Genomic DNA, 26,144 nt, shown 5'->3' with positions numbered 1-26,144 from the left:
GATATTTTCCATAGGTTTTATTGGGAAATTATCAAGATTTTTGAAGTATTAACTGTTTTAACTTAGTACTTATTCCCAAAAGAGTAAACCACCTAAACATTGGGTATTTATCAAAAAATAAAAAGATAATCGGAATCGCAATAAGTGTAAAGAAAGTAGATGAAAGCAGGCCGCCAATTATAACCCATGCCATACTGACTCTCGTTTCCGAACCAGCTGTCATTGCTAAAGCCGTTGGCATCATCCCCGAAATCATTGTTAATGTCGTCATACAAATAGGCTTTAACCTGGTTTTTCCCGCTTCAATGATGGCATCCTGGGCATTCATCCCACCTTCCATTAACGTTAAAGTATAATCTAACAACAAAGTACCATTTTTAGCCACAACGCCGTCCATAACCAAAATACCAATCAACGAATACAAATTGATCGTATTATAAGTAATTGCCAAAAAGGCTAATGAACCAATTAAGGGTAAAAGCGGCAATTCCTATGCAAAATATAATCACTATACCTATGAGCATCATAAGTTTTGTTCGTTTCCTGTTTGCGAAAAATTGGCGTACCATCTGTTTATGGCCTTCTTTCATCCCTTTTCCGGTGCATTGCATTAAGAGTTGAACTTTTGTTTTAAGATAACAAATATTAATCCAGATTTTATTTATAAATTATCAAGATTTTGTCAAGATTTTTTGTTCATCCCACGAATTTGGAACTTGCCCTATACCTTGGCTGCGTTTCAGTGCCCTCAATAGCAGTACGCTGACTGGTCGCCGCTTGTTGACCACCATCGACAAAGGTTGAATCTGTTCGTTGTTCCTTGCTGGTTATTCCGGTTAATTCAAAAAAATGGCGTATTCCAACGTTAAATGAACCACATCCACGCTGAAATATGGCTTGATAAAAAATCCCATATGCGAACAAACTATAGGAAACAACAAAAAAATCAGGCTAACCGCTTAGAGATAACCGTTGAAAAGAAAGTTGTTTTTTGAAAAAAATGGGGGGCAAAATGATTTGGAATTTTATTAAACAAATCGTTGAACTGGCTCAGTTTCTTATCCAAGGAAAAAATGTTCTGCCGCAGAGCAAAGCCGTTTTTGAAGCGTTAGCAGAAGCAATCGTACCACATACCAACAAAGTTACTGAAAAACAAGCTGCTGATAACAATAATGGAGCGTTGGAATTACATACTGATCAATTTCAAATATATATTCTGGACCATTCTATTTCGCTTAAACTTGTTCTAATAAATGTTCCGTTCTATCTCGCCAATATAACTGCATCATTGCTTAATGAAGCTGCCAGACAACTCATTTTTAAAGGGGAAAATGAAAAACCGGTAGACTCCTTAGCAGCGTCTGAAAAAGGTATATTTGCCGCACTTCATACAGAGGATCGCTGTCGAGCAATCCTGCTATTGGAACAGCTAGAAGTTAATCTTGCAAACTTACCCATCCCTTTTCGCAATAATCCGGGAGCTGTACTTGCCACAATCAGTATCATAACCATGCTAGCCACAAGCGGATACTATTCAGAATGGTCCGGTTATGGTTCCAGCCGTTTGGAGACGCCTGAAGAGCGTGAAATGGAGCAGTTCCCCGCAATCTGGAGGCAAATTGGATATCCAGGTCCTTCCATGGGCTATCATGGCTATCGAGGCCACTTAATCGATAACTTTACTGAATAGGAAGGGTACAGATGACATATGACGCTGATGTTATCATCATTGGAGCGGGTGGAGGCGGTCCTGTTGCTGCCAAAGAACTTGGTGAAAAGGGCCTAAAAGTATTATTACTTGAAGCAGGACCGTGGTATGGACATAAACAATGGCCTAATCCAAATAAGGAACAAGGTGCTATTGGCGATGCCGATCCGGAAAATTTAAGCCATGAACTCTTAGCTAAACACTTCACAAATCGCGAAGATGATATGAATAACTATGTAACAGGCAGATTTCGTTGGGGCCAGGCAGATAGAAAAAAACCACCTTGGTTGCGGCATGTTCCCCATGGCGGGTTTATCTGGCAAAGCGCCGGAGTTGGCGGCACCACACTGCTCTATTTCGGGAATTCACCGCGGGCGTACCCAGCTGCCGTAGAAAATACTTGGCCTATCTCCTATCGTGAACTGATCCCCTATTATGAAAAAGTGGAAGCAACACTTCCTGTCACGATTGCACCAATGACAGCCAAAGAGGAATTATTCTTTTATGGTGCTCAAAAAGCCGGGTGGTCACTTTTAAAAACACGAAATGTGACAAGTCCGGGATATCGTCCCCAACCAAATGCGATTTTACCCATTGATCCAAATATAAACGATCCGACTTTTACATTTGACGGTAAAAACCTAGGGTGCACGCTCTGCGGTCACTGTATTAACGGTTGTCACATTGGTCCCACAGTAAAAAAAACGGCCAAACGCTCAACATTGGTCAGTTATATTCCCCTTGCTTTGGATACAAGGATGGTAGCGGTTAGGCCAAACACCTTTGTAACAAAAATTTTGACCGAAGGCGGAAAAGAGGGGTTAAAGGCTGTAGGTGTCAGATGCCGGAATACATGGACAGGAGAAACGGGTGAGTTCAAGGCAAAAACAGTTATCGTTGCCGCTGGTGCCGTTGAAACTCCTCGTCTTTGGTTGAATTCAAAATTACCGGACAATCCGTGGGTTGGAAAAGGACTCACAACCCATTGGTTCGATTGTGTATCTGGCGTATTTGATGAGCAGGTTTTGCTAAACATATTAGGCACGCTTGATGTAAAATCATATGTGGGACAAAATTCAGCTGTAAGATTTGATTATCCGGGTGTCGGCGTTATTCAGGGATTGGGGTTAAGTCCGGGATTGTTTTCTTCATTACAATTTACCTTAAGTAAAGAATATAATTTTTTACGCCGCCCAAAACCAGAAGAGCCTTGGGATATCAAAGGGAAAATCGTCGGTCAGGAACTGATAGAATTGATGTTGGACTATCCAAGGATGCTAAGTCTTTTGATATTTACTGATGATGAAGTTAATCAGAAAAATGAAATTACTCTTACCTCCCTGCTTAAGGATGAGCACGATTCAATACCAACAATTAACCATCGACCAAGTAACAAGGATAAACAAAAAAGAGATACGCTGGCTACGATTGCAGCCGATATCCTCAAGAATGCGGGCGCTAAGAAAATTATTCGTTCCGACTGCGCCCCTTATCTATTTGTTCATATGCAAAGTACGATGCGTATGGGATATGTTGTTGATCGCAATTGTGAAGCTCTTCAAGTAAAAAGGCTGTTTATCACAGACAATAGTGTACTCTATAACGGCTTGGGTGGGCCAAATCCTACACTGACAACCCAGGCGCTATCAACCCGTACAGCGGAAAAATTGGCAGAAATTTACTTTAGCGGTACATAAAAATGTCGAACAACAAACTTCTTCTTCCGCGCACTTTAAGCAGTAGTCCCAATCGATATCATCATAGTGAGCAGCCATCATATATTGAGCCCATTCTTCTGGATCACCCCAATACGTAACGGCTAACAAACGATCTATGATAATATCTTCAATGGAGAGCATATATACAATTTCCCCAGACTCTAGTACCACCGGTAGCACCTTATCCCACGATCCACCTAGAGGGCTCCGCGGAAAATCGACGATAATCGTTGGATCTTGTTCAAATACCCATGCACTATCACATTTTTTAAATCCTAATGCAGGTATTATTTCATTTGCATAAGAATCACCGGTATGACCATGTCAATATCCTGAGTAAGGTAGCTGGATAATGTATAAAATTCTACAGCTAATCCGCCTACTACGACCGGGGTAAGTTTATACTGTTTAAATGCTTCGCTAATTATCCCGGCAACCGTCATTTGTTTTTGCAATATCTCATGAATCGCTTCGCACTTCAAGAGTAAAATTCCTAGAATGACTTAAAAATTAGACCATTTTTCAATGGTTTCCGCCTGTCCCCATGTCCCTTTAAGTTACTTATATTTTATTCGCAACCACATATGCCCATGTCAAACATGCTTACTCTTGCACATCAAATAAGCACAAGCCTTAGTATAAGTCGCCAGTAAACAGACCGCCTTTACAATAATAAGTTTTTCTCAGTTTCTTGATCAAATAAATGAAAAGATTCCGGGGTGAAGGCAATATTCACACTTGTACCCATAGAAAACGCTACGTTTTGAGTTACTCGCGCAACAAGCGGCCTGTCACTTATTCCCCTAAGATACAAGTACATTTCTGAACCAAGGTTTTCAACTAATTCAATGTTCCCAACAAAAGTATCCTGCTCTGGCTGTAGATACACCTGGATATTTTCAGGACGTATACCGAGAATAACCTTACGATTTACAACGCTTTCTCGAATAATATAAGCAGCGTTTTGTCGTGGAATCTCCATTCTGAAAGATTGGTGCTGGAAGTATAGCTCACCATTTTGTTCACTCAACTCCCCTTCAAGAAGATTCATCATCGGTGAACCAATGAAACCAGCCACAAACAAATTAGCAGGCGATTGATATAGTTCGATCGGCGAAGCAACCTGTTGAATCATTCCGTGTCGCATGACAACAATCCGATCACCCATGGTCAGGGCTTCGGTCTGGTCATGCGTTACGTATATGGTTGTCACTCCCAGTTTTCTTTGTAGTTTACTGATTTCAGCACGCATCTGAACCCGCAGTTGCGCATCAATATTTGAGAGGGGTTCATCCATCAAAAAAACCTGTGGCTCCCTTACGATAGCTCGGCCCAATGCCACCCGCTGCCGTTGTCCCCCGGAAAGTGTTTTTGGTTTTCTTTTCAGCAGATGGGCAATATCAAGTATCTGGGCAACTTCATTTACTCTTTTATCTATTTCCTTTTGAGGAGTTTTACGTAAGGAAAGTCCAAAAGACATATTATCATAAACACTCATCTGAGGATACAAAGCATAACTCTGAAAAACCATGGCAATATCCCGCTCTTTTGCTGGCACATCATTAACACGACGGTCACCAATATACAGTTCTCCCTCCGAAATTTTCTCTAATCCGGCCGTCATCCTTAGCATGGTAGACTTACCACACCCAGAGGGACCAACCAATACCAAAAATTCATGGTCGTTCACTTCCAGGTCGAAGCTTTTGACCGCAATCATATTATTGTCATAATGTTTGCAAATTCCCTTATACTTTATAGATGCCATCATAATCGCCTCACTTATTTATAAAAACTGGATCTAAATGCTCTTCCCGTTAGAACAAATACTATTCAATTTAACAATTTATTTGCTTCTATGGCTGCATCGCTCAATGCCTGTGTTGCAGTTTTCTGTTGAGCAAGGGTTGCTTGAATAGCATCCTGTGTAATTTTATAAATGCGTGTACCAGTTTTTCCCGGGAAATTATACCATTTAACCATGTCATTTACCTGGAGATAAGTCGTATTAGCCGGAGGATTTTCCTCTCTCAGATACTTGCCTAGCATTTGGTCGTCGTCAACCACACTTTTACGGGAAGACATATACCCCATCCCTTTCGCCATAATTCCGTAGCCGTCCTTAGACGTAAGGAATTTCACAAATTCCCAGGCTGCCTGCTCTTTTTCTGGTGTCGTTTTTAAAATAAATAAGCTATTACCGCCTGCCGGAACTTTCCTTTTATGAACTCCATCTACCGGAAATACAGTTGTGGCTATGGTAAATTTGCTATCTTTCTGCAGTTGAGGCAAATACATTATTGTACTAACAAAAATACCTAACTTGCCACTAGTAAAGCTTTGCATAGCCTGCTTACTATCAATGACCGGCATAGATTGATCAGTAACTAAGTCATTCCAATACTGCAGGGCATTTACGCCTGGCGCTTGATCAAACATAACCGTTCTCCCGTCGTCAGCGATCATCTGTCCACCCATAGTTTCCACCATCGCCTGAAATAGCCAATTACCGCTTATAGCATAATCAAAATATATGCCTTTCTGATCGCCTTTAGTCAACTTGGCGGCAGCATATTTAAGTTCAGCAAAAGTTTTCGGAGGATTTTCCGCATCCAGACCAGCTTCTTGAAACATTTGCTTATTGTAGTAAACTACTGGAGTACTTACGGCAAAGGGAAGGCTATAAAGTTTCCCATCTTTTCCCTTGCTTAGTCCGAGCATTGTCGGATAAAAATCAGTTAGATCCACTTTATCCCGGTCAATAAGGGGTTGCATGGAAACAATCGGCATATTTTCTTGTATATACGATGTATAAGTAAATCCCACCTCCGTCAATACCGGAAGTTGTTTTGTTGCAGCTTTAGCTTGCAGCTTTTCGATGATTCCTTCATACGTCCCCTCAATAAATACCGGCGTAACGTGAATCTTATTTTGCTTTTCGTTAAACTCTTGCGCTAGTTTCTTAATTACTTCCCCATGCACTCCACCATGAATGTGCCAAAATTCTATTTCAACAAGATTTTTTTTATCGGCTGCAGCTTCTTTTGATGTAGAACTAGAATTGAAGCAACCAGTGAGAGTGAAAACCATAATTAACATAATCATTAACAATACAAAAATGCGTTTCATGTCTTTTTTCCTCCTTCATCTTCGTAAAACCTTACCCTTTAAGACCGCTGTTAGTGGACCCTTCGACAAATTTCTTTTGCGTAAATAAATAAAGAATCAATACTGGAATCGTCGACAGGGTTGCAACTGCCATTGTTGGGACCCATTCCGTAAAACCTTCGCTCTGGAAATGAACTAAAGCAATCGGCAACGTTAATTTTTGTTCATCTGTAAGCACAAGTAACGGCCAATAGTATTCATTCCAATGATTCACAAACAAAATAATACTAAGCGCCGCCACTGCTGGAATCGCCGCAGGCAGGTATACGTGCCAAATAATGCCGAGTTCTCCGCAACCATCAACAGCTGCTGCATCGGCAAGTTCTTTGGGAACGGCTAAAAAAGACTGCCGCATTAGAAATATTGCATAACCACTTGCCAGGTACGGAATTATAACTCCGGCAAGTGTGTTAATCATGCCAAATAAGTTAATAGTAATAAATGTAGGAATCATCAGCGCCTGAACCGGTATGATCATGGTAGCCAAAACAAAATAGAATAATATGTCTCGTCCCGGAAAGTTAAACCGTACAAAAGCATATGCCGCTAAAAAAGCGATGACCACTTGTCCGCAAGTCGATACTCCCGCGATGAACATACTATTGTACATCCAAGTAAAAAACTGAGTTTCCTCAAATACTTGCCTGTAACCGTCCAAAACAATTGTTGTAGGAAAAAACCACAGCCCCCCTTGAAATACTTCATTCGTTGGTTTAAAAGAAACGCTTACCATCCATAAAAAAGGTAGCAACACCGCTATGGTAATGAGAATTAAAAAAAAATTGTTAACTATCCCTACGACGTATTTGCCTTTCATTTGGTCCTCCTACTGATAATGAACTTTGGATTCACTAAACCGTATTTGCAAAATGGTAATTAGCAACACCACTATAAACATCACCATAGATAGTGCACTAGCTTTGCCAATATCAAAAAACTGAAACGCTTCCTGCCATACTTCATACACTAAAACATTGGTAGCGTTATTTGGTGCACCGTGGGTCATTATATGAATCGTAGTAAATAACTGAAAAGAATTAATTATACTTACGAGCAACACGAAAAAATGGACTGGTGACAACATTGACATCGTTATAGCTGTGAACTGCTTCCATTTCCCGGCGCCGTCCATTTCCGCCGCTTCATATAATCGCTTATCAATACCTTTTAAACCGGCAATATAAAGAACTATGTTATAACCTAGCGCTTTCCATACTCCGATGATCATTAAGCTCAGCAAAGCCCACTGGGGATCATTTAGCCAATTAGGCCCTGCAATCTCCAGATAAGCTAATAGGGCATTGATTAGCCCATTCGTAGGGTTCATAAGCAACATCCACACATAGCTAGTCACCGCAAGCGAGGCAACCACCGGAATGAATAACAAAAATCGGTAAACTTCACGATAACGTCCTGCACCTTCAACTAATACTGCCAATCCCAGCCCCAGCAACATGGAAAGGGGAACCGTAACAACTACATAAAAAGCCGTGTTGGTTAATGAAATCCAAAAAACTTTATCAGCAAACAGGTTTTGATAGTTTTGCAAACCAACAGGTTCAATATCCGGGCTAATTAAATTCCATTGCATAAAACTTAAATAAAAAGTAAAAAAAAACGGAAAGATAAAAAAAACTCCATAAATAACCAGCGCCGGCAGCAATAACAACACTGGCCAGAGTAGTTTTTTTGTTTTTATCATATCCAGTAATTTTACCGGTTTCCACACCTTTCTTCCTTTAAGCAGGACAATTTCTGCTCCCCCCTCCATAGCTCTCACTCCTTAATTGTAATAATTGATTTCAGAATTTTGCCATCGGCAATCGCAATTTCTATGCCAAAAATACCAGCGATAGTCGGCGCAATATCAGCAATATTGCCTTCGGGAACAACACAACTTGGTTTAATGCTTGGGCCGCAAGCTACGAGTATTCCCTTCATCTCATCTTTTTCCGGTAGGTATCCATGAGTTGCCTTTTTATCAAATTGCCTACTCACTACCTGATTATCTCCGCCAGCATCTTGTATTAAATAACCAGGAGCAGCTTCGACAATAAGATCAGCTTGATGCGGATGGTCTTCAACATTTGGTAATCCCAGCCTCTCAAAATGCTGGTTTTCAAAAACTCCTGCCACACCTTCCGTTGCCAGCAGCAATTTCTTTATTTCTTGCACCAACTGATCCTTATATTCTTCATCAAAAACATATATATAACCTGAGCCGTCATTGGAAATTGCGATAACTCTGCTCTGTTCAGGTGAAAGCGAATTGTACCAGCCTTGTTGCTTAAACAGCACATTGGGGCGAATTGCACTATGAGCATCCATGAAACCATGATCAGATATCACAAATACATCGGTACTGTCATACAACCCCTCTGCTTTCAATTTTTCGATAATCTGCCCCAAACGTTCATCCAAGTATTCCAGCGACCAAAACACTTCCGGACTACATGTCCCATAGTCATGCTGAAAGCTGTCAGCTAGCAGAAAATGTGCTAGGATCAAACCGGGTTTCTGTTTGCCTATCAAGTATTTTACGACTTCGGTTGTTAACCAATCCTGCATTTGTCCCCGTGAATGCTCTTTACTCCAAGGGCCATAATTGTTTACTAGTATCCCTTGTTCTTTGAGTTCCTGCCAGAAAAGCGGCGTAGAGTGCTGCTCAAATAGTTCCTGTTCGTAAAACTCGGGAATATTAAAATCGATATGTTTGGCACCACGGGTAAGCGGCCAACAAATTGCTGCAGTTTGAATACCCTTTTGATGAGCTAGATCATATAATGTTGGAAACTTGACCACATCTTCCTTCTCAAATACCCGATCTCCATAATACTCCTTAACATGACGCGAAGACTTTTCAACTACCCAGTTGCCAAGTATCCCATGTTTGCTTGGTGAAACACCAGTTACAATCGTAGTATGGGCCGGCCAAGTGCAAGAAGGATACGTAGACGTCATTTTTTCCACTTTTGCTCCTCCAACAAGCAGACTTCTTAAATTAGGCATCTTGCAGCGATCATCGCTTAAGTAATATGCTGCCATCCCATCAATACAAACTACTATAACTCTTGGTTGCATTCTTCAGCCTCCTAGCTTATCGCTTATTTGGATTCACAAGTTCGTCCAATAACTCGCCGATGGTATTCACCACAATGTCTGGTTTACATTTAGCGTCCCTGGGAAACTTATTTCCGTGAGAAATCCACACCGTAAACATTCCGGCAGCGTGAGCCCCCTGCATATCAGTATAAGGATTATCACCAACCATCACACATGCTTCAGGGTCGACTGCTATCTGCTTAGTAATCATCTCGAAAGAGTAAGCAGCAGGTTTTCCTATTGATTCCACTTCACTAATACCAGCGACAGCCTTTATGGCTTCAACGAAAGCGCCTGTCTCCGGAATTCTATGGCCGCCTTCTCCTGGGTGATAAAAATCAAGGTTTGTAACTACCAGCTTCCCCCCAATAGCCAGTTTCTGTGAGCAATCGCAAAGTTTCTGATATGTAAACGATTGATCGAGACCAACTACCAAAACATCACATTTCTCCTGACTTCCCAAAGGAAACACCCGATGCCCCACTTGTTGCAAACACTTTTTAAGCTCTTCCGAGCCTACGGCTTGAAGTTGTAAAGCACCGTACTTATCCATTAAATATTGGCCAACAAGTTCCGTTGTCGCCAAAATTGGTGCACGTTCTACCGGCAATCCCATGGATAATAATTTTTTACGGATTGTATCTGAAGTTTGCCAAGAATTGTTACTGAGAAACAGCACGTGTTTGCCAACCCGCATTAAGCTGTCAAGCAATTCCTTAGCAGCGGGATATACCGTATTACCGCTATATATGCATCCATCCAAATCAAAAATAAAAGCTGCATATTCGTCCATAGATAAATTCATTTAATATCGCACTGCCCTTCTATAATTCGTGTACGTCTACAATACTAATGTCCAAAGCTGCCGTTCGCCTATGGCAACCGCGTAGGCTCCTGCATCTAAAGCCTGAGCTATTTCTTCCTGCGTTTTTATTAATCCAGCGGCAACGATTGGGCAGCCAACAGCTTGACTCAGCTGCCGGATTATCCGCGGCATAAGACCAGGCATTATTTCAACCATATCAGGCTTGGTGTCTAAAACGTTTTTTATAGCGATCTCATAAGCCTGTGTATCAATTAAAAACACTTGATGTATGGTAAGTAATCCTTCCTTTTTTGCTGCATGAATCAGCTGATTTTTCGTTGAAACGATCCCATCGGGTTTTATCCTTTTCGCAATGTACCTAAGCCCTTCTTTGTCATTGGCGATTCCCTTAATCAAATCAATGTGCAGAAAAATTTTTTTTTGATATTTCCTCGTTGCAGCGACGCACTCCTCAATTGTAAAAATGTCCCCGGACATAAGAAAGATCACCTCAACCCTTGATTCAATGGCCTCTTTCATGTGGTTTACATCTCTGACCGCAGCTATAATAGGATACTCAAGCTTTTCCATTTGTTAATCCCTCTTATAATTAATAAAAAATACCCTCGTACAATACCAATAATTCCCAATACACAGTTAAAAGTCCACAACTGTGTATGTTGTTCGGCTGCATTGTACATGGGTATTCTCATAAACTCAACCCATTATTCAATTTGTCTTGTTTTCATTTTATCAAAGATTAACACCAAAAGTATTATGCGTAAGTTAAATGTTTGTAAAGTTTCATTTTCCCTGGTCTTACTAAAAGTCCGCAAATCACAAACGCAGGGACAGGGACTCGTCTGACATCAAATCCCAGTCCTCTTTTCTGTTTTTAAGGTTCGTTTTAATACTATTATCGGTCCCACACTTAGTGCCTGGCCAGAGAATGATCATGATACCCACCCAGAATTATTAAAGCCGTGGATTGCTCCGACCAACGCGAGTAACATATCCCAGTGTGTATCCCAAACATCGCCTTGGGTTCCAAGAAAGACTTGCGCGGCTTCCCCTGTGCTAGAGCAACGCCAAACTCGATTAACTCATAGCTTGCACTAATGGCCAAACAAATACAAACGACGATAAAAGCAAGCCATTTCCCCAGCTCTAAAGGCGACTTTCGCAACAATATCTCCCTTGCAATAATGGCAGAAACAAAGCCTTGCGCGTGGATCCATAGTAAGATGTAAGCAAGGTTAGTAAGCCTTGAACTTACTATAAAACGGCAACTTGACATAATTAAAGGACTTGTGATGTCCACAAACCCTTGATTTCTCTGGCAAGCCTGGAAGGAATTGAACCTTCGACCAACCACTTAGAAGGTGGAAACATTGCTTTTGTTTACGTTTTGTTATGTTTGAAAATGCTTGTTTTATACGGGTTTCAAGGTTTTTGGTTCTTAGAACATTTGTTCTTTTTTGAGCTCTTTTTTGAAAATAAACGGCAAATAAACGGCAAGTTTACATAGTTGTTATGTGGCGTATTGCTTGGATTTATAAGGCCTTGAAAATAATAATAAACGGCAGGATTATATCATCGTCTTGAACTTAACAATATGTCAATTTCAACTACTCTATTCCTGCTCAAGAGATTTTAGCAGTTTATAAAAGTACTGCGGATCCTGCAATTTATGAATCTTGTACCAACAATCCAAGGTTTCATCCGAAAATACGGATAGTTTCTTGAAAACCTGATAAGCCAGTTCTAGCGGAGCCATCCCTCCAGCAGTAATCAGATTGCCATCACTAACCGCGCTCTCGAATCGATAGTTCTCTTCTCCTTTATAGTCTGGACAAACCTTTTTTAAATACGGAAGATCATTGCTTGTATGCCGGTAAGTATCCAAAACGCCGGCTGCTGCAAGTGCCATAGTCGCACCACAAATTGCGGCGACAGGAATACCGCAAGCCAAAAATTCTTTCGCCTTTTCCAACACTATGGCATGAGTTGACTCCAGCCAAGTTTCGCCACCGGGTAACAGTAATAATTCGCAATCCTGAGGGCCAATTTCATCAACGCCTAAATCAGGTATTATGCGTAGTCCGCCCATGGTCGCAATCGGTTCCTTAGTTAGAGCAAAAGTCTTAATCGTAAATGGAGGAATTCCTTTCTTGAAAAACCGTCCGGTTTTCAATTCAGCAGTTACGTATCCCCACTCCCAATCGGCCATAGTATCAAGGATGTACATGTATACCGTGTTTTTACTCATAACGTCATCTCCCGTATTCTAAACTATCGTTTTTGGTAATTTCATTGCTCTTAGTTAGCATAAGCTTCAAAACTTCTCTCTTTTTTCTACTTTCACAAATTTTGATTTATCACTGTTAGTCTACCAACATTTTGCATTTATTCACCATCTATTTTCTTCTTAATATTGTGTTTCCCTTTAAATAAAATCGTACACCAGGTACCTTTTTTATAGTAAAATAGCGCTTATATCTCTGGACAATTTGGACATTTTGCCAAATAAATGAGTAATCGACGGTAAGTTAATCCCGCCGATATACATACAACCTGATCTACTTTATTTAACTAAAGCATTTTCACGACTTCTTCATGTTTATTTCTTCTAATTTTTTTAATAAAATCATCAACTATTTCCATAGTTAATGTAGTATTTTTCTGGAGATTTGTTACATATTTATCATTTTCCACTAACAATGCACAATGATATGGCGTTCCTAATACATGGTATTGCTCTGTTAATTGCCTACTCCTTTCTATTACATCAACATCCTGAAGCGAGTAAACTTTATCTTCTAATTCTACATATCCAGATCTAATATCATTACTATCAACTTTGTATTTACCATTAATTATTGAAATATCATAACACTGCTTCCCATCAAGTTCATACTCTTCAAGAGGACTTAAATCCAAAATTAGTACATCATCATATTCAGAATCTCCTATATACACCCACACTCCATTAAGCAACGCTTCTATCTCATTCATAACTAAAATTCTACTATCCGAATTATATTCTAATTGTAATTCAGAAATATACATGTTCCCTGTTCCTGTGTTGAACCAAAGATATTTACCAAATTCCTTTCTTAAAAGATTTTCTATTAACCGCTCTAAGATTTTAGGATCACTAACGTACGTTATCTTCTTGTAGATTTTGGGAAATGATGCTCTTAGAGCATCGTTAAATTTATAAATTGAATCCCATGGATCTTCCTTAATCTTGCTCTTTTTTAATCTTTCATAAGTCTCTATGATTTCCTCAATACTTTGGAATCTTTCATTCTGATCCTGCATAATGCATTTATTAATAATTAAATCAAAAATATCCATATCTTGCTCTTGCATTATTGAAGTAAGTTTTTTTCTTCCAGTCCCCTTATGTGTTGAACTAGTAACAAACCATTGACAGACTTGCCCTGCAGCATAGATGTCCATATTCGGATGTGGATCCTTTGGCGCACTATTTTTGTAATACTGTTCAGGTGCTGAGAATTCATAGTTTCCAATTCTCTCACCCTTTCCAGTCTCCGCCTTTATTAGATATCGTTCCGAGTCATAGCCAGCAATCCCGAAGTCAGCTAAAACAAACTCTCCATCCGCATTTACTAAAATGTTTTCTGGCTTTATATCTCTATGAATTACCCCATGTGAATGTATATATTTTAAAGTACGAATTAAAAACTTGAATAGTTTAACAAACTCGGTATAGTTAACATCAAATTTTTCCTTATATTTTGCTAACGAACAATCATACTTTTTCATCACGATAACTGGAATTAATTTATCCTCTAGCTTATATTCCTCATAGTTTATATACTTAACAATATTTTTATAATTATTAATTAAACTTATATTAAAATATTCTGCCTTAAACCTTAATAATTTTTGTGAATCCTCCTGAACTAAAAATTTTATTGCTACATCATGACCATTTTGTTTACCACCATATACAAGACTATTTCCTCCTTGACCAATCTGGATAAGCTTATCACACTCTCCTAAAAGCAAACTCATATTATTGTTATTCTGTTTAATGTGTTTACTAATAATACTTGCTAACATTGTATCCTCCTGTTTGGGTAATCCTTCCATATTCTTTATAGCACTTGAGTCTATGAGCCTTATGATGGGAATACCATAGCTTTAATTTTTTATTTTTACCTTAAATATTTTTGCTTTGAGGAAAATATAGTCGCCTATTCTCTTAATGTCACTATAAATTTTAACACTTCCACTACTTCCTCACGTAATGTCGATACTTCGCCAACAAATTTGACAATCTCAGCACCGTTAACATATCCACCAGTAGCTCTTGCTGACGATATAAAACGCGCCAATGAATCAAACCATAACACAATTGTATCTTGGTGCTCAACGGAAATGTAATCAAGTAAAATGGCTAAATGCTTATGCCATTCTGAATCATAGATTGTATGTTCAACATAGAACAATTTATCAAATAAGTTGTTTGTTGTGACTTGTTCATATAATATATCAATTTTAAAAAGACTGAATTCAATTTGCCGGTGTAATTGAGCTTGAGCAGTAAATTCTTGTACTCTTTGTGTGAAAAATATGTTTCGCTTAGTAGCATTAACACTGCCAAAGTAGCTACCTATAGCACCTATTAATCCTCCAACCAAGGCACCTAGAAATCCAATCCATGCAGCACTAGTAGCGTCCAAAGTATACTTCCCCCTTAGCAAAAGCCCCATATTCGTTTTCTAGTTTTTATTATAAATCACCAAATCTTTGTATCACTCAATTTATAACAGTCCGTCTTGAATTTAATTCCACGCCTACCAATAAAGCCCTGCACATAAATTCTTTTTTGCGTCGCTTACATGTGTAAATCGGACAATTACCAAATTAGAAAGATCGACGAGAATTAACCCCGCCGATCTTTCTAATTTGCTATCTTTTTATTTACTGGCACAATCACCGCTGCCGCTAGGCGCTCAATCTCCCTGGCGATTGCTGCCGCTTTCCCGCTCTGCATACCATGCCGCTTACCGGCCACCACTTCTATAAGTATTGTTCTAAGACAAAGCAGCTCTGCCCAAACAAATCTTTCATCCACTTTTAATTTAGGCACCGCTCATACCTCCCCTTTTAGCCTGTTCCGACTTACCCCAGGCTATCAAATCATCAGCAAACCTACTGCTATCCCGAGAAAATCGGAATGTCGTATTATCTTTAAGTACTACGGCCATCATTTTATCTTGCCATTCGTCAACTGTCGAAGCACCTGCAATAAATACCCGGCTTTGCTGCTCATCCGCAGACATAACTATGATTAAGTTTGTTGATTTACTCATTTCGCGCCTCCCGGCCAACGCAATCCTTTAAAGAATCGCTAAAGCCTTGACCAACAGCATTAAGAATATCCCTTACGTCCACAACATCCTCAATACGCCAGCACCTGTGGACATCCTCGCCTGGTACCGTTCGGGCTATCGCCTTTAATATGCACGACGATCCCTGCCGATCAAAATCTACTTTTCCGACCGGTAACATTATATAAGTGGGCGTATACTTGCCATATTGCCATACTTCTAAAGTACCGCCTCTATTTAAATGCTCTTTATATGTAAGCCCCGCTATATCCAGCATGCTATCGCGCATTCCATCACTAATGACCATGCTACACCCTCTCCCCACCTGTATTTTAAGCACCAATAGGTATCTTTCTCTCATTCATATATGGAATGGCCTGATTATAGGCGCTGTAATGCCGCGCTAAAACATTCCGTCCCTCCGGCTTTATAATCACATCATTTGCAAAAGGTTTCCGTTCTATATACCCGTCAGCCATCTCGTTTATAGCGCAGTTCTGGCATACAAATACCAGCGGTGTAGGCGAACCAGTAATAACCGGCGGCCACGACCAGGTAACATGTAGACGGTGCCCACATACAGGGCAGGTTTGATTTGATAAAAACATCTTATTGCCCCCCATCAATATTCATTTGGTGATTTACCACAGTTAGTAATTCAACCACAGCCCTAGCCAAAGCACCAGCAGCAGCCTGCTGTGAGTTCTCTGGGTACCGCAAACCATCGGTAATGACAAACAGCCACTTTTCTGCATCGGCTATATACCGGTCAAGGCGTTGACGCTCAAGCTCTTTCATGTCATGTTACCTTCTTTCCGGTTAGAGTCTCAATGATAAAGTGTATTCCATCAGAGAATCCATATTTATACATGGTATCAATTACAGTGCACTCAAATACCGTGGCCTGGTTACGCAAATTCTCAATCTCTACTTGTTTAGCGCCTGTTTCAAGTAATTTATTTATCATCTCTTGCAATTTATCGTAAGCTTGCTTCCATTCCGGCAATTTGCTCGGTTGATATGTGTTTACTGCCCTATCTGCGCCAATCGCTGCTAGTAATTCAAATATTGATATGTTGTCACGGTTTGAAGGAATATTACTAGTCATAGCATCACTCTCCTATCATTTGACTGGTTCCCCGCCGCCTGATAGAATGGACTTGACGGCGGGTTTCTTGTAGGTTCCTTGCTTGTCCTTGGCTGCTGAGTGGTGCAAACACTTAGCGGCCTTTTCTATTGCTTGACTGGGAATACTCGCGATTCCTTTAGAACGTATTGCCCATACCTCACAATATCGACTGCCCCCGCCTCCCTTAGTTTTATAAGTAGTTTCTGCGCTGCATTCCTGCCCCGCCCGGTTATAATCGCTACTTGCTTTGGCGTTAGCGGCTTCCCGGCGTTGCTTAGTGCTTCTAATACAGCTAACCGTTCAGGACTTAACTTGTTCTCACCCCGGGCTCTGCCTTTATATCTAGGCTCTATTTGCCTGGCATTCGGCACAGAAGTCAGCAGGTGCTTGAAATCTTGGAGATCATCCCCCGTTTGGCGCTCAGTTTTTGCAATCGCAGCCATTAAGGCTTGCTGCTCATTCAGACCCATAGCCTCAGCGAAGGCTTTACCTGTGAGTATATTCTCTTTAAGTATGTCGGCTGTGGTGCCTGGTGGTGGGAGTTGCTTTTCTTCGCCCTGGTCTTTGGCCCGGAAGTAGCTTTTGACCAGCATGCGTTGGACTTTCCAGGCTAGATCGTCGTGGAAGGATTTAACTACCATTAAGTAGCCGGACTCAGTAAGTAAGATAACTTTCTCAGGCGTGCCACCCTGGGGACGCTCCAAACCAAGCGTCCGAATTTCGGACGGCTGGTTAACTTCGAAATAATCCTCCTCTTTTATAAAATAAGTAATGTTGTCATTAAACCTCTTTCGCGCCGTTCCCTCCGGGCGCTGATGCACCGCATCAATATCCCGAAAGGTTATCACTCGCTGCCCCCTGTCCTTTTCCACTGGCAACTTACCATTTACCAGTTGCAAATTCATTGATCACACTCCTTTCATTACCGGGCGAGACCACCGCCCAGAGTATAACTAAAATTAAGCCCGTATCTTCCGCTCACCCCCGCCCGTAATGCTCTCCAGTGTGGCCACCAGTTTTCCGCCGAACTTGTCCAATACCCGGGCTAACAGGTTGGCGCCTTCTTTCGGCAGATATCCGGCCTTGTATTGCCCTTTATCGGCCACCGCAACAACCACGGCCACCGCGTTGGGATCTACCGGGTTATTGCCCTCATGCATCAGGTACACATGGACCAGTTCCCGTCCGTATTGCGCCAAGCGCATAAGAGCTTCCTGACGGCTGCCGATAGTCACGCCGACAGCTTTGGCAAAGAATCTGTTTTGCCGGGCCATACGCCAGGATTTTTGGAAGGCATGCGGGCGGGATATACCGCGCTTTACCAAGGCATTGCCAATAGTGGCTACGATAGATTTTAACATTTTTAACCCTCATTCCTGCTCATTCTAGTTATCATTTTGCTTGCTTGTACTATCTTTATGATAGCATGTCTGCGCATGCAAGTCAATACATTTTGCTCAATACGTTGCGCATTTTACAAAAATCATGGTACAATATGTTTAAAGGAGTGATTGTATGGCGATTAAATGTCATCTTAGCCGAATATTAGGCGAAAAGAGAATAAATATATCTGAACTATCAAAAATGGCAGGCATAGCTAGAAATACAGCAACAGCACTATACCATGAGGATGCTAAAGGTGTTACATGGGATGTATTAGAGAAATTATGTGCTGCCCTCAGCTGCCAGCCAGGGGATTTGCTGGAATACATACCCAATATGGGTGATGATAATGGCCGACCAGAATAATTCTGCTTCTCAAAATAACACTATGAGCACTGAAGATAAAGGTAAAGTAATACATTGCTTCCATTGCGGAAATGAAACTTTTGCCCATTTAATTGCTAACTATAACAAAATGAGAGAGTATGATTTAATTTGGCTGGATGATACTTGGAATTTATATTTATGTCCTGTTTGCTATAAGGTAACTCTGGAGCACATTTTTGTTGAAAGTGAAGATTGCGATTATGAATATGACCCCATTAATGATGAGCAGGTTATTAAACCTCGCACTGTGATTTTGTATCCTATTAATCCGATCAATTCATTGCCCGAGCCCCATAAAGATTTGCCAAATGAATTAATTAATGACTATGAAGAAGCACGTTCAATTGCAGACCTTTCTCCCAGAAGTGCCGCTGCTTTACTAAGGCTACTTGTAGAAAAGCTATGTGTCCATTTAGGTGCCAAAGGTAAAGATATTAATGATTACATTGCTTACCTGGTACGTAATGGCTTACCTGAAAATATACAAAAGACTTTTGACATTGTCCGCCTCATAGGAAATAATGCGGTACACCCCGGTACAATTGATCTAAAAGATGATATTGAAACTGTCAGCAAACTCTTTACCTTGATTAACAACGCTGTTGAATATCAGATAACCCAGCCAAAACTAATTGCAAAACTTTATTCTGGATTACCTCAACAAAAACTAGATGCTATTGCCAAAAGAGATGGTAAATAAATAAGTATTTGTACCGCTCTCAACTGCCAACCTGGCGACCTTATTGAATACATACCCTCTAAAGAGAGTCCTTAATGACCAAATTGGCGAGGTGATACCGTGGAACGAGTTGAACCTATCCAAGCAATAAGAAAAATTCTACCTGTTCGCAAAGCAATGCCGGATTACTTTGATTTTGAAACACAGTATCTACCAAGAAAAAAAAGGCAGTTTAGAGCCAAAAAATCCATAAAAAATAACTCCAAGCCTGATCCCTATAAGCAGCGCTCTATCGTGGATGGCGTTGGAGATCGGGTTGATTATAAGGTTTAGGTCCCGGTATTTACCGGGGTTTTTCCTTTTTTAGTCACAGTAAAATATGTCAGAATTTGTGAAGAGGTAAATGCTGCTAGTTGCCGAAAGGTGTATATAAATGGTAATACAGCAGATTATTCTTTTGGTTTGGAGGAAAAAATATGTTTCGCAGTCTAAATTTAGGTGATTTTGAAAAATTCATATTTTCATCTTCGCACTCAAAAAATTGGATAGATAGTCTTTCACATATAAATTTAATCGTTGGTACAAATAATTCTGGTAAAAGTCGGCTTCTTCGAAAAATCTTTCAAATTGATAATTTAAAGGGACTAAATTATACAATTGATCATGAAAAAATAAATGAAATAATTTATAAATATAAACAGGCTATAGGTAACTGTATTGGATCACGCAGAATAAGAGATTATAATAGACTTCGCCATACTTTAGATGTTTTGAGTGCAATTCCTTCAGGAATAAACAACACAGATTTTGTAATGCCATATATACAATTTATAGATTCTTTATTAAGAGATTCATCTCAACTAGATCGCGAATATCCAATTGATTCAGATGGAATTGGATTAAACGATCCTTCAAGCCTAAATTCGGAACTTCATAATCTTGCATCATCGTTTGAAACTGATTTATTTTCTGCCATAAACACTACATGCAATTGTAAAAAAGTATATATTCCAACTCTTAGAGGGCTGCGAAATCTTGCAAACAATATCGATCTTTATAAAAAGCGTACAATTCAAGACTATTTTCAAGATCATCAAGATCATCAAGAAAGTATTTTCACAGGATTAGAACTATTTAAACAAGTTCAAGATTTATTACTCGGCACATTAACAGAAAGAGAAAAAATTTCCAATTTCCAAGACTTCTTAGGTAATAACTTTTTTGATGGCCAAAAAGTAGCGTTAATTCCTCGTAATGGCTCAGATGTATTATTTGTAAAAATAGGTAATGAAGCTGAGCGTCCTATTTTTGACTTAGGAGACGGTATTCAATCAATAATCATCATAACCTTTCCTTTGTTTGCTCATTCTGAAGAAAGTTTATTAGTTTTTATTGAAGAACCCGAAATATTCATGCATCCTGGGTTGCAAAGAAAACTATTAGAAACGCTTACACGACCAGAGTTCAAAAATTTTCAATATTTTATTTCTACGCATTCAAATCATCTATTAGATATAAGCTTAGATATCGATAATATTTCAATCTATTCAATAAAAAAAGAGTTTGAAGAAACTAATTCTAAAGAGCTTGAACCTAGATGTATTGTTGAAACGGTAAGTACTGGTGATAATCAATTGTTAAGTCTACTCGGTGTAAAAAAGTCTTCAGTTTTTTTATCTAATTGTACAATCTGGGTGGAAGGCATTACAGATAGGCTTTATTTGCGTCATTATTTTAAGATCTATCAACAGAACTTAAAAAATGAAACTGTATATAAAGAAGATATACACTTTTCATTCGTAGAGTATGGAGGAAATAATATAACTCATTGGTCCTTTTTGGATAATGAAGAAGAAAGTGATTTATTATCCACTATAAATGTTGACAGACTATGTAGCAAACTATTACTCATAACTGATAAAGACAGCGATAAAAAACTAGGCCGACAAAATAAATTAAAAGAAAAACTCCTTGATCGTTATTATTGCTTACCATGTAAAGAAATAGAGAATCTATTAACTAAAAATGTTTTAATCAAGGTAATCGAGGAATATGAAAAAAAACCTCCTCTTTTCCATATATCGTTTGCCGAAAAAGATTACTCAAATAAATATCTCGGCAAATTCATTGAACAAAATTTAAGTGATAAAAATAGACATGGCTCCTATGCATCAAAGTCAGGTACAGTTTCCGATAAGCTTACTTTCTGCAAAAGATCACTTCATCATATTAATAATATTAATGATCTTACTCCTGAAACCATAAAGCTTTGCCAAAAAATATACGAGTTCATAACGGCGAATAACAAATAGATATGATCTGGGTATTTCCATTACCACCTGGGAACACCATCAAATACTTAGGGCGGGATCTTAGTCCCGCCCCTTTATACTTTGCATGAATATATTGACCCTATTCTGAGCCAGCAACTACCTTTCTCGGCCTGCCCCGCCCGACAGCATACTTATTAAACCCACATTTCGGACATGAAGCACAGAAAGACAGTTAATAACGATTATTGATAAATACAAACTCTATACAACCATTTTATAGTGATTATTTGTCGATTATATGCTCTCTGTCCGTATTAAAAGATCATACGTATATTCTAAATAGACATAAATTGTTGTAGATTTCTTGAGTCAATGATCGTTGAATATAAAATAATATGTAGTTTAACCAAAATCGCTTTGTACTCCCCAAAAATATTTTTGTCTATTGCAGATGGTATATGAGGCGATAAAGTCTGAAAAAGTGATTAATCTGGTAATATAAATTTATGCTACTTATTAATAATTGTTATTAACTATAAGAAATTTTTCGACCTCCGAAATGTGGGATTAAACCAGCCCGGCCGCCATTGCAGCTTATAAAGCGTAACCCCATGAATGCAGATAATCCACACATTCCTGAGGTTTACGACTCAAATGAGGGAAAGGACATAATATGATTACTCGTGATGAAATCGAAACCAGGTTCCGTGAGCTTGGCTTACAAAAAGGCATGTATATTGAAGTCCATAGCTCTCTCAGCAGTTTTGGTAATGTCGATGGTGGCGCTGAAACAGTAATTTCCGCATTGAAGAATATTGTTACACCGGAAGGCGCAATTATTATGCCTTCATTTCCCATGTCAAAACCATTTGAACTCACAGATGATGATAAGCAAAAAGGTTTAACCTGCAAAATAAAAATATTAGATCCCAATTCTAGCGAAAGAACCGGCATGGGGATTATTTCAGATACGTTTCGGCAAATGCCTGATGTAATAACCGGCAAGGGAATGCATAGAGTGTCGGCCTGGGGTGCGGAACAGGATAAGAATAGTGAAGGATTATCAAATCTACACGTTAAAGATGGATATGGCTTATTATTAGGCGTCGATATATATAAGCTCACTAGCATGCATTATGTAGAAGATAATCTTCCATCTGAAATCCAAGACATTTTTAGGCCGACAGCGGAAGTTCAACGTTATTACCCTAAAGAGCAATGGTATATCGAAACGGGAAAACCTCCCGAAAAGGCTTGGTATAAAATACAAGATCAAGCATATGCCAGAGGCTATATAAAAGATATCACTATCGGAAAAGCAAAGTGTATGTTTTTCAAAGTTAATAATGTAATAAATCTTTATAAAGATGCATTGGCAAGCGATGCTTTAGGTTTATATGGAATTAAGAAAAGTTCTCGGCATTAGCCGGTTTTTTCTTTTCCGGCCACAGAGGATAATGTCGGAATTTGCGAAGAGGTTTTTCTCTAATAATTCTCGAAAAACTATTAGCAGGTAACTATATATCTGTTATAAAAGCATCAGGAGACAAAAAATGAAAAAACTTATTGCCCTCACATTAAGCCTTCTTCACTACTGTAAAAGAACTGGGGATTGGGAGCCAGAATCAATAGCTCCCGTTGTACTAAACCTATTGGAAGTACTATCCACACACATTGATTTTGATAGTGTTTTTGAAGCTGACATTGCATATGCGGTGATCTTATCGGTATTATCACATGTAGAAGAACAACTTCCAAATGAATTTACTAATAATGATGCAACTAACTTCATTGAACATCTGAAGCTCAATCTAAGTGTCAACATAGATGACCATTGGATTATTATCCCTTTAAGGCATGCGACATTGAGTAGTAGTATTGCATTTAATAACTTTCACTTCATTACCGGTTCACGAGATGACAAAATCACGCTATTAAGGGACCTATGTCAAATAACCACTGAAACAGCTCACGATCGCGCTAACCATACTGAAAAATCAAGATCCCCAGGCTTTTTTGAACATCCACTGCTAGCAATCAACGTACGGCACCAGACCGGGTACGTGTCGAGAATCGCTCATTCTTTCGCATACGGTAGTATAGTCGCACTTGAAGCGCTCTATTGGGCTTGTGTATACCCAAATTACCCTAAATCCCTCTCCAATCATATCGTTCGTCAACCGACAAAGCATTTAGCAGTTTGGGCTCAAGACAACTGGCGCTGCAGACATGAATCTTTGAACTTTAACAACGCATGCCGTTTGAATTTAGATTGGTTAAGTAATACGGACTTTCAAGACCAGTTTTATAATGTATTTAATTGCTTGATCGCGAAAAGATCTGCAGATGGCTTATCAAAGCGTTTTTATAAATCTATAAGGTTTTATGGAAAATCTATTGCTACCCAAGAAATTAAAGATCATTACGACGGTTTAGGAGTTACTATTTTATATTTGATGATTAGCGCTGAAAGTATATTGCTTGACGGAGATAGCGAAAAAAGATCACGTCTCACCGCATTGTTACCGCGTCTAGCCCCGCTATCAGATATGTCCATAGAACATTGCGCTCAGGCTATAGACTGGGCGTACAGAGCCCGCTCGGATTACGTCCACGCCGGTAACGAGACCTATCCTGACTGGGATGAGGATTTCAACGACGGAGAAAACCAACAAAAAGCAATCATCGTGCAACGTATGGTTGCTAAACTCATAGTTGATTCACCGCAACATATTGAAATTGCCAAATCGAACTGTGAGTCTGATCCAATTTCAGCATGGATAAAACTATTACGGTGGCAATGGACTAAGATTTTATACGGCACCGAATAAACTACATAGGAAAACATTCTAACTCGGAGGTACTAATGGAAAATTATGTGGAACCACAATACGGATTAACGGGATTTACTTGCCCCCATTGTCAAGCATATACCCAGCAATGCTGGAATCACGAGCATGGGCCTTTAAATGAATGGCTACATAATTTATTTGAAGGCTTAGAGTTCTCTAAATGCTTAAGATGTAATGGTTTTACAGTCTGGGTAAATCAACAACTTGTTTATCCTTCGTGTAATGTAGCTCCTCCGCCACATCGTGATCTACCAACTGAATTGATGCAGGACTATTTAGAAGCACGTTCTATAATCCATCAATCTCCACGGGGAGCAGCAGCAATCTTACGACTACTTTTGCAAAAACTTTGTAAACATTTAGATGCGAAAGGTGAAAATATCAATGACGATATCAAGTATCTAGTAAGCAAAGGACTACCCCAAACATTGCAGCAAGCATTTGATATCGTTAGAGTTATAGGTAATAATGCAGTCCATCCAGGACAACTTGACTTAAAAGATGATACTCAAATCGTAAATAAATTATTTTCCCTAATTAATATAATCACGGAATACATGATTACGCAGCCTAATGAAATTGCAAAGCTTTATTCGGAACTACCACAAAGACAACTCACTGCGATTGAAAAACGAGATAAAACTGTATCTAACGATAAATAAAGAGAGATGCCCTAACAGTCAAGTAACCGCGCTACACGCCAATAACCGGATGAAAGAGATTGGTCCATTGGAGTATTATATTGAGTAGAGTACGCTGCCAAGGTATTAGATATATAAATAACTTGAGGTGAATCCAATGATTTCTGTTTTCCTAAGCTACCCCAAACCACATCTTGCTAAACAACAAGAGTTTATTGATTTATTATGTAGCTATCTAAAAAGCCGAGATTTCTGTCCGCGAACATTAGGTGTTACTGATTACGATATGGATGAACCACTAATTGCAATCCGTCGACTAATGCTAGAATCAAATGGACTGCTAACAGTTGCTTTTCGACGAGCTTATATAACCAACGGAACAGGAAAACTCAACTCTGATATACCCGGCATTGCTACTTATGATATATCCGGTTCCTGGCTAACGAGTCCGTATTGCCATATTGAGCCTGCGATGGCTTTTCAACTTGGCCTGCCAATATTGATATTCAGAGAAAATGGAGTTCTTGATGATGGTATTTTACAGCATGGCGTTACGGGCACCTACTTACCTGTATTTGACTTGGACAAACAACCTATAAAAGATTATTTTACTTCGCCAGAATGGACTCAATTAATTAATAAGTGGGAATCTTTAGTGCGTAAGGTATCAGACAATAAAGGACGCCCGCCAGTACTATATTAATTAACTCCATTGTAATCTTTGACTGAATATGTCTCGCATAATTTTAAAGTATTATAATCCGGGTCGAAAAACATTTTAATGACTACGTTAGGCTCGCATGGTATGCTTGCCTAATCTTATTTCAAAAGGAGATGTATGCGCATGTTAGATTTAAACTTAATTAGTATTGTTTGGGTATATTTAGGAACTATGTCTACCCTACGGCAACCAGTATACTCAAAAAAAGCCAA

31 protein-coding genes and 1 pseudogene are annotated in these 26,144 nt (G+C 39.4%); 11 read left to right on the top strand and 21 right to left on the bottom strand.

Going from position 1 to position 26,144, the window contains the following annotated elements; all coding sequences use genetic code 11:
* Positions 1 to 31: 31 nt before the first annotated feature.
* Positions 32 to 415, bottom strand: coding sequence for an efflux RND transporter permease subunit (locus AC1ECB_RS02495; protein ID WP_485669258.1), 384 nt, complete (start codon positions 413 to 415; stop codon positions 32 to 34).
* Positions 416 to 1,012: 597 nt separating this feature from the next.
* On the opposite strand from AC1ECB_RS02495, the gene AC1ECB_RS02490 reads away from it, so the two are divergent.
* Both AC1ECB_RS02490 and AC1ECB_RS02485 read left to right on the top strand, forming a co-directional pair.
* Positions 1,013 to 1,690 (top strand): hypothetical protein, encoded by a 678-nt coding sequence (locus AC1ECB_RS02490; protein WP_485667307.1) that lies wholly within the window; start codon positions 1,013 to 1,015, stop codon positions 1,688 to 1,690.
* An 11-nt stretch (positions 1,691 to 1,701) separates the two neighbouring features.
* Complete coding sequence (locus tag AC1ECB_RS02485; RefSeq protein WP_485667306.1) at positions 1,702 to 3,405, top strand: GMC family oxidoreductase N-terminal domain-containing protein; 1,704 nt, start codon at positions 1,702 to 1,704, stop codon at positions 3,403 to 3,405.
* Positions 3,406 to 3,713: 308 nt separating this feature from the next.
* Here the strand turns inward: AC1ECB_RS02485 and AC1ECB_RS02480 are convergent, their stop codons facing one another.
* The 20 genes and pseudogenes from AC1ECB_RS02480 to AC1ECB_RS02385 all read right to left on the bottom strand — a co-directional run bounded on the left by AC1ECB_RS02480 (position 3,714) and on the right by AC1ECB_RS02385 (position 18,357).
* Positions 3,714 to 3,908: a hypothetical protein gene (locus AC1ECB_RS02480; RefSeq protein ID WP_485667305.1), complete on the bottom strand. Its 195-nt coding sequence runs from the start codon at positions 3,906 to 3,908 to the stop codon at positions 3,714 to 3,716.
* Positions 3,909 to 4,090: 182 nt separating this feature from the next.
* Positions 4,091 to 5,197 carry an ABC transporter ATP-binding protein gene (locus AC1ECB_RS02475; protein WP_485667304.1) on the bottom strand — a complete coding sequence of 369 codons (1,107 nt, stop codon included), beginning with the start codon at positions 5,195 to 5,197 and terminating at the stop codon, positions 4,091 to 4,093.
* A 62-nt stretch (positions 5,198 to 5,259) separates the two neighbouring features.
* Positions 5,260 to 6,555: an ABC transporter substrate-binding protein gene (locus AC1ECB_RS02470; protein WP_485667303.1), complete on the bottom strand. Its 1,296-nt coding sequence runs from the start codon at positions 6,553 to 6,555 to the stop codon at positions 5,260 to 5,262.
* Positions 6,556 to 6,586: 31 nt separating this feature from the next.
* Entirely contained in the window at positions 6,587 to 7,411 is an 825-nt protein-coding gene (locus AC1ECB_RS02465) for a carbohydrate ABC transporter permease (RefSeq protein ID WP_485667302.1), read from the bottom strand.
* Between the two features lie 9 nt (positions 7,412 to 7,420).
* A complete protein-coding gene (locus tag AC1ECB_RS02460) occupies positions 7,421 to 8,365 on the bottom strand; it encodes a carbohydrate ABC transporter permease (RefSeq protein WP_485667301.1) in 945 nt (314 codons plus the stop codon).
* A 5-nt stretch (positions 8,366 to 8,370) separates the two neighbouring features.
* A complete protein-coding gene (locus AC1ECB_RS02455) occupies positions 8,371 to 9,675 on the bottom strand; it encodes an alkaline phosphatase family protein (RefSeq protein ID WP_485667300.1) in 1,305 nt (434 codons plus the stop codon).
* 16 nt (positions 9,676 to 9,691) lie between these two features.
* The gene (locus AC1ECB_RS02450) at positions 9,692 to 10,501 is read right to left on the bottom strand and encodes an HAD-IIA family hydrolase (RefSeq protein WP_485667299.1); all 810 of its coding nucleotides are present in this window, start codon (positions 10,499 to 10,501) and stop codon (positions 9,692 to 9,694) included.
* A 36-nt stretch (positions 10,502 to 10,537) separates the two neighbouring features.
* Positions 10,538 to 11,092 (bottom strand): glycerol-3-phosphate responsive antiterminator, encoded by a 555-nt coding sequence (locus AC1ECB_RS02445; protein WP_485667298.1) that lies wholly within the window; start codon positions 11,090 to 11,092, stop codon positions 10,538 to 10,540.
* 362 nt (positions 11,093 to 11,454) lie between these two features.
* Positions 11,455 to 11,798, bottom strand: a pseudogene (locus AC1ECB_RS02440) (DUF2238 domain-containing protein).
* Between the two features lie 336 nt (positions 11,799 to 12,134).
* Positions 12,135 to 12,770: a type 1 glutamine amidotransferase family protein gene (locus AC1ECB_RS02435; protein ID WP_485667297.1), complete on the bottom strand. Its 636-nt coding sequence runs from the start codon at positions 12,768 to 12,770 to the stop codon at positions 12,135 to 12,137.
* 323 nt (positions 12,771 to 13,093) lie between these two features.
* Positions 13,094 to 14,593, bottom strand: a complete 1,500-nt coding sequence (locus AC1ECB_RS02430) for a protein kinase domain-containing protein (RefSeq protein WP_485667296.1) — start codon at positions 14,591 to 14,593, stop codon at positions 13,094 to 13,096.
* Positions 14,594 to 14,727: 134 nt separating this feature from the next.
* Positions 14,728 to 15,216 (bottom strand): hypothetical protein, encoded by a 489-nt coding sequence (locus AC1ECB_RS02425; protein WP_485667295.1) that lies wholly within the window; start codon positions 15,214 to 15,216, stop codon positions 14,728 to 14,730.
* A 221-nt stretch (positions 15,217 to 15,437) separates the two neighbouring features.
* Complete coding sequence (locus AC1ECB_RS02420) at positions 15,438 to 15,626, bottom strand: hypothetical protein (protein ID WP_485667294.1); 189 nt, start codon at positions 15,624 to 15,626, stop codon at positions 15,438 to 15,440.
* Positions 15,619 to 15,849 (bottom strand): hypothetical protein, encoded by a 231-nt coding sequence (locus AC1ECB_RS02415; RefSeq protein WP_485667293.1) that lies wholly within the window; start codon positions 15,847 to 15,849, stop codon positions 15,619 to 15,621. The genes AC1ECB_RS02420 and AC1ECB_RS02415 overlap by 8 nt, the downstream gene beginning before the upstream one ends.
* Positions 15,842 to 16,174, bottom strand: a complete 333-nt coding sequence (locus AC1ECB_RS02410) for a hypothetical protein (RefSeq protein ID WP_485667292.1) — start codon at positions 16,172 to 16,174, stop codon at positions 15,842 to 15,844. Before AC1ECB_RS02410 ends, AC1ECB_RS02415 begins: the two co-directional genes overlap by 8 nt.
* Positions 16,175 to 16,199: 25 nt before the next feature.
* On the bottom strand, positions 16,200 to 16,475 hold the full coding sequence (locus AC1ECB_RS02405) for a hypothetical protein (protein ID WP_485667291.1): 276 nt from the start codon (positions 16,473 to 16,475) through the stop codon (positions 16,200 to 16,202).
* 1 nt (position 16,476) lies between these two features.
* Positions 16,477 to 16,665, bottom strand: coding sequence for a hypothetical protein (locus AC1ECB_RS02400; RefSeq protein WP_485667290.1), 189 nt, complete (start codon positions 16,663 to 16,665; stop codon positions 16,477 to 16,479).
* A gap of 1 nt (position 16,666) precedes the next feature.
* On the bottom strand, positions 16,667 to 16,975 hold the full coding sequence (locus AC1ECB_RS02395; RefSeq protein ID WP_485667289.1) for a hypothetical protein: 309 nt from the start codon (positions 16,973 to 16,975) through the stop codon (positions 16,667 to 16,669).
* 125 nt (positions 16,976 to 17,100) lie between these two features.
* Positions 17,101 to 17,901, bottom strand: coding sequence for an ORF6N domain-containing protein (locus AC1ECB_RS02390; protein WP_485667288.1), 801 nt, complete (start codon positions 17,899 to 17,901; stop codon positions 17,101 to 17,103).
* A gap of 54 nt (positions 17,902 to 17,955) precedes the next feature.
* On the bottom strand, positions 17,956 to 18,357 hold the full coding sequence (locus tag AC1ECB_RS02385; protein ID WP_485667287.1) for an HIRAN domain-containing protein: 402 nt from the start codon (positions 18,355 to 18,357) through the stop codon (positions 17,956 to 17,958).
* Positions 18,358 to 18,511: 154 nt separating this feature from the next.
* Here AC1ECB_RS02385 and AC1ECB_RS02380 point away from each other — a divergent pair, with 154 nt between their 5' ends.
* From AC1ECB_RS02380 to AC1ECB_RS02340, 9 genes are all read left to right on the top strand, one after another.
* On the top strand, positions 18,512 to 18,745 hold the full coding sequence (locus AC1ECB_RS02380; RefSeq protein WP_485667286.1) for a helix-turn-helix domain-containing protein: 234 nt from the start codon (positions 18,512 to 18,514) through the stop codon (positions 18,743 to 18,745).
* Positions 18,729 to 19,466, top strand: coding sequence for a DUF4145 domain-containing protein (locus tag AC1ECB_RS02375; protein ID WP_485667285.1), 738 nt, complete (start codon positions 18,729 to 18,731; stop codon positions 19,464 to 19,466). The genes AC1ECB_RS02380 and AC1ECB_RS02375 overlap by 17 nt, the downstream gene beginning before the upstream one ends.
* Positions 19,467 to 19,541 carry a helix-turn-helix domain-containing protein gene (locus AC1ECB_RS02370; protein WP_485669257.1) on the top strand — a complete coding sequence of 25 codons (75 nt, stop codon included), beginning with the start codon at positions 19,467 to 19,469 and terminating at the stop codon, positions 19,539 to 19,541.
* A 24-nt stretch (positions 19,542 to 19,565) separates the two neighbouring features.
* Complete coding sequence (locus AC1ECB_RS02365) at positions 19,566 to 19,778, top strand: hypothetical protein (RefSeq protein WP_485667284.1); 213 nt, start codon at positions 19,566 to 19,568, stop codon at positions 19,776 to 19,778.
* A 143-nt stretch (positions 19,779 to 19,921) separates the two neighbouring features.
* A complete protein-coding gene (locus AC1ECB_RS02360) occupies positions 19,922 to 21,757 on the top strand; it encodes an AAA family ATPase (RefSeq protein WP_485667283.1) in 1,836 nt (611 codons plus the stop codon).
* Positions 21,758 to 22,391: 634 nt separating this feature from the next.
* Positions 22,392 to 23,144: an AAC(3) family N-acetyltransferase gene (locus AC1ECB_RS02355; RefSeq protein WP_485667282.1), complete on the top strand. Its 753-nt coding sequence runs from the start codon at positions 22,392 to 22,394 to the stop codon at positions 23,142 to 23,144.
* A 127-nt stretch (positions 23,145 to 23,271) separates the two neighbouring features.
* On the top strand, positions 23,272 to 24,549 hold the full coding sequence (locus tag AC1ECB_RS02350; RefSeq protein ID WP_485667281.1) for a hypothetical protein: 1,278 nt from the start codon (positions 23,272 to 23,274) through the stop codon (positions 24,547 to 24,549).
* A 35-nt stretch (positions 24,550 to 24,584) separates the two neighbouring features.
* Positions 24,585 to 25,232, top strand: coding sequence for a DUF4145 domain-containing protein (locus tag AC1ECB_RS02345; RefSeq protein WP_485667280.1), 648 nt, complete (start codon positions 24,585 to 24,587; stop codon positions 25,230 to 25,232).
* Between the two features lie 136 nt (positions 25,233 to 25,368).
* Positions 25,369 to 25,914: a hypothetical protein gene (locus AC1ECB_RS02340; protein WP_485667279.1), complete on the top strand. Its 546-nt coding sequence runs from the start codon at positions 25,369 to 25,371 to the stop codon at positions 25,912 to 25,914.
* The last annotated feature ends 230 nt before the right edge of the window (positions 25,915 to 26,144 follow it).

The organism is Sporomusa sp. 246TCP1 (assembly GCF_057319775.1).
Note: the sequence above shows the minus strand (reverse complement) of the source record. Positions and strands in the feature narration are given on the sequence as shown.

Bases quoted from the DNA above. Each gene is read 5' to 3' on its own strand.
- AC1ECB_RS02345 (WP_485667280.1), top strand. From the start codon at position 24,585: ATGGAAAATTATGTGGAACCACAATACGGATTAACGGGATTTACTTGC.
- AC1ECB_RS02360 (WP_485667283.1), top strand. From the start codon at position 19,922: ATGTTTCGCAGTCTAAATTTAGGTGATTTTGAAAAATTCATATTTTCA.
- AC1ECB_RS02400 (WP_485667290.1), bottom strand. From the start codon at position 16,665: ATGAAAGAGCTTGAGCGTCAACGCCTTGACCGGTATATAGCCGATGCA.
- AC1ECB_RS02375 (WP_485667285.1), top strand. From the start codon at position 18,729: ATGGCCGACCAGAATAATTCTGCTTCTCAAAATAACACTATGAGCACT.
- AC1ECB_RS02465 (WP_485667302.1), bottom strand. From the start codon at position 7,411: ATGAAAGGCAAATACGTCGTAGGGATAGTTAACAATTTTTTTTTAATT.
- AC1ECB_RS02485 (WP_485667306.1), top strand. From the start codon at position 1,702: ATGACATATGACGCTGATGTTATCATCATTGGAGCGGGTGGAGGCGGT.
- AC1ECB_RS02450 (WP_485667299.1), bottom strand. From the start codon at position 10,501: ATGAATTTATCTATGGACGAATATGCAGCTTTTATTTTTGATTTGGAT.
- AC1ECB_RS02490 (WP_485667307.1), top strand. From the start codon at position 1,013: ATGATTTGGAATTTTATTAAACAAATCGTTGAACTGGCTCAGTTTCTT.
- AC1ECB_RS02380 (WP_485667286.1), top strand. From the start codon at position 18,512: ATGGCGATTAAATGTCATCTTAGCCGAATATTAGGCGAAAAGAGAATA.
- AC1ECB_RS02435 (WP_485667297.1), bottom strand. From the start codon at position 12,770: ATGAGTAAAAACACGGTATACATGTACATCCTTGATACTATGGCCGAT.
- AC1ECB_RS02395 (WP_485667289.1), bottom strand. From the start codon at position 16,975: ATGACTAGTAATATTCCTTCAAACCGTGACAACATATCAATATTTGAA.
- AC1ECB_RS02475 (WP_485667304.1), bottom strand. From the start codon at position 5,197: ATGATGGCATCTATAAAGTATAAGGGAATTTGCAAACATTATGACAAT.
- AC1ECB_RS02455 (WP_485667300.1), bottom strand. From the start codon at position 9,675: ATGCAACCAAGAGTTATAGTAGTTTGTATTGATGGGATGGCAGCATAT.
- AC1ECB_RS02390 (WP_485667288.1), bottom strand. From the start codon at position 17,901: ATGAATTTGCAACTGGTAAATGGTAAGTTGCCAGTGGAAAAGGACAGG.
- AC1ECB_RS02405 (WP_485667291.1), bottom strand. From the start codon at position 16,475: ATGTTTTTATCAAATCAAACCTGCCCTGTATGTGGGCACCGTCTACAT.
- AC1ECB_RS02445 (WP_485667298.1), bottom strand. From the start codon at position 11,092: ATGGAAAAGCTTGAGTATCCTATTATAGCTGCGGTCAGAGATGTAAAC.
- AC1ECB_RS02460 (WP_485667301.1), bottom strand. From the start codon at position 8,365: ATGGAGGGGGGAGCAGAAATTGTCCTGCTTAAAGGAAGAAAGGTGTGG.
- AC1ECB_RS02350 (WP_485667281.1), top strand. From the start codon at position 23,272: ATGAAAAAACTTATTGCCCTCACATTAAGCCTTCTTCACTACTGTAAA.
- AC1ECB_RS02355 (WP_485667282.1), top strand. From the start codon at position 22,392: ATGATTACTCGTGATGAAATCGAAACCAGGTTCCGTGAGCTTGGCTTA.
- AC1ECB_RS02470 (WP_485667303.1), bottom strand. From the start codon at position 6,555: ATGAAACGCATTTTTGTATTGTTAATGATTATGTTAATTATGGTTTTC.
- AC1ECB_RS02430 (WP_485667296.1), bottom strand. From the start codon at position 14,593: ATGTTAGCAAGTATTATTAGTAAACACATTAAACAGAATAACAATAAT.
- AC1ECB_RS02385 (WP_485667287.1), bottom strand. From the start codon at position 18,357: ATGTTAAAATCTATCGTAGCCACTATTGGCAATGCCTTGGTAAAGCGC.
- AC1ECB_RS02340 (WP_485667279.1), top strand. From the start codon at position 25,369: ATGATTTCTGTTTTCCTAAGCTACCCCAAACCACATCTTGCTAAACAA.
- AC1ECB_RS02415 (WP_485667293.1), bottom strand. From the start codon at position 15,849: ATGAGTAAATCAACAAACTTAATCATAGTTATGTCTGCGGATGAGCAG.
- AC1ECB_RS02410 (WP_485667292.1), bottom strand. From the start codon at position 16,174: ATGGTCATTAGTGATGGAATGCGCGATAGCATGCTGGATATAGCGGGG.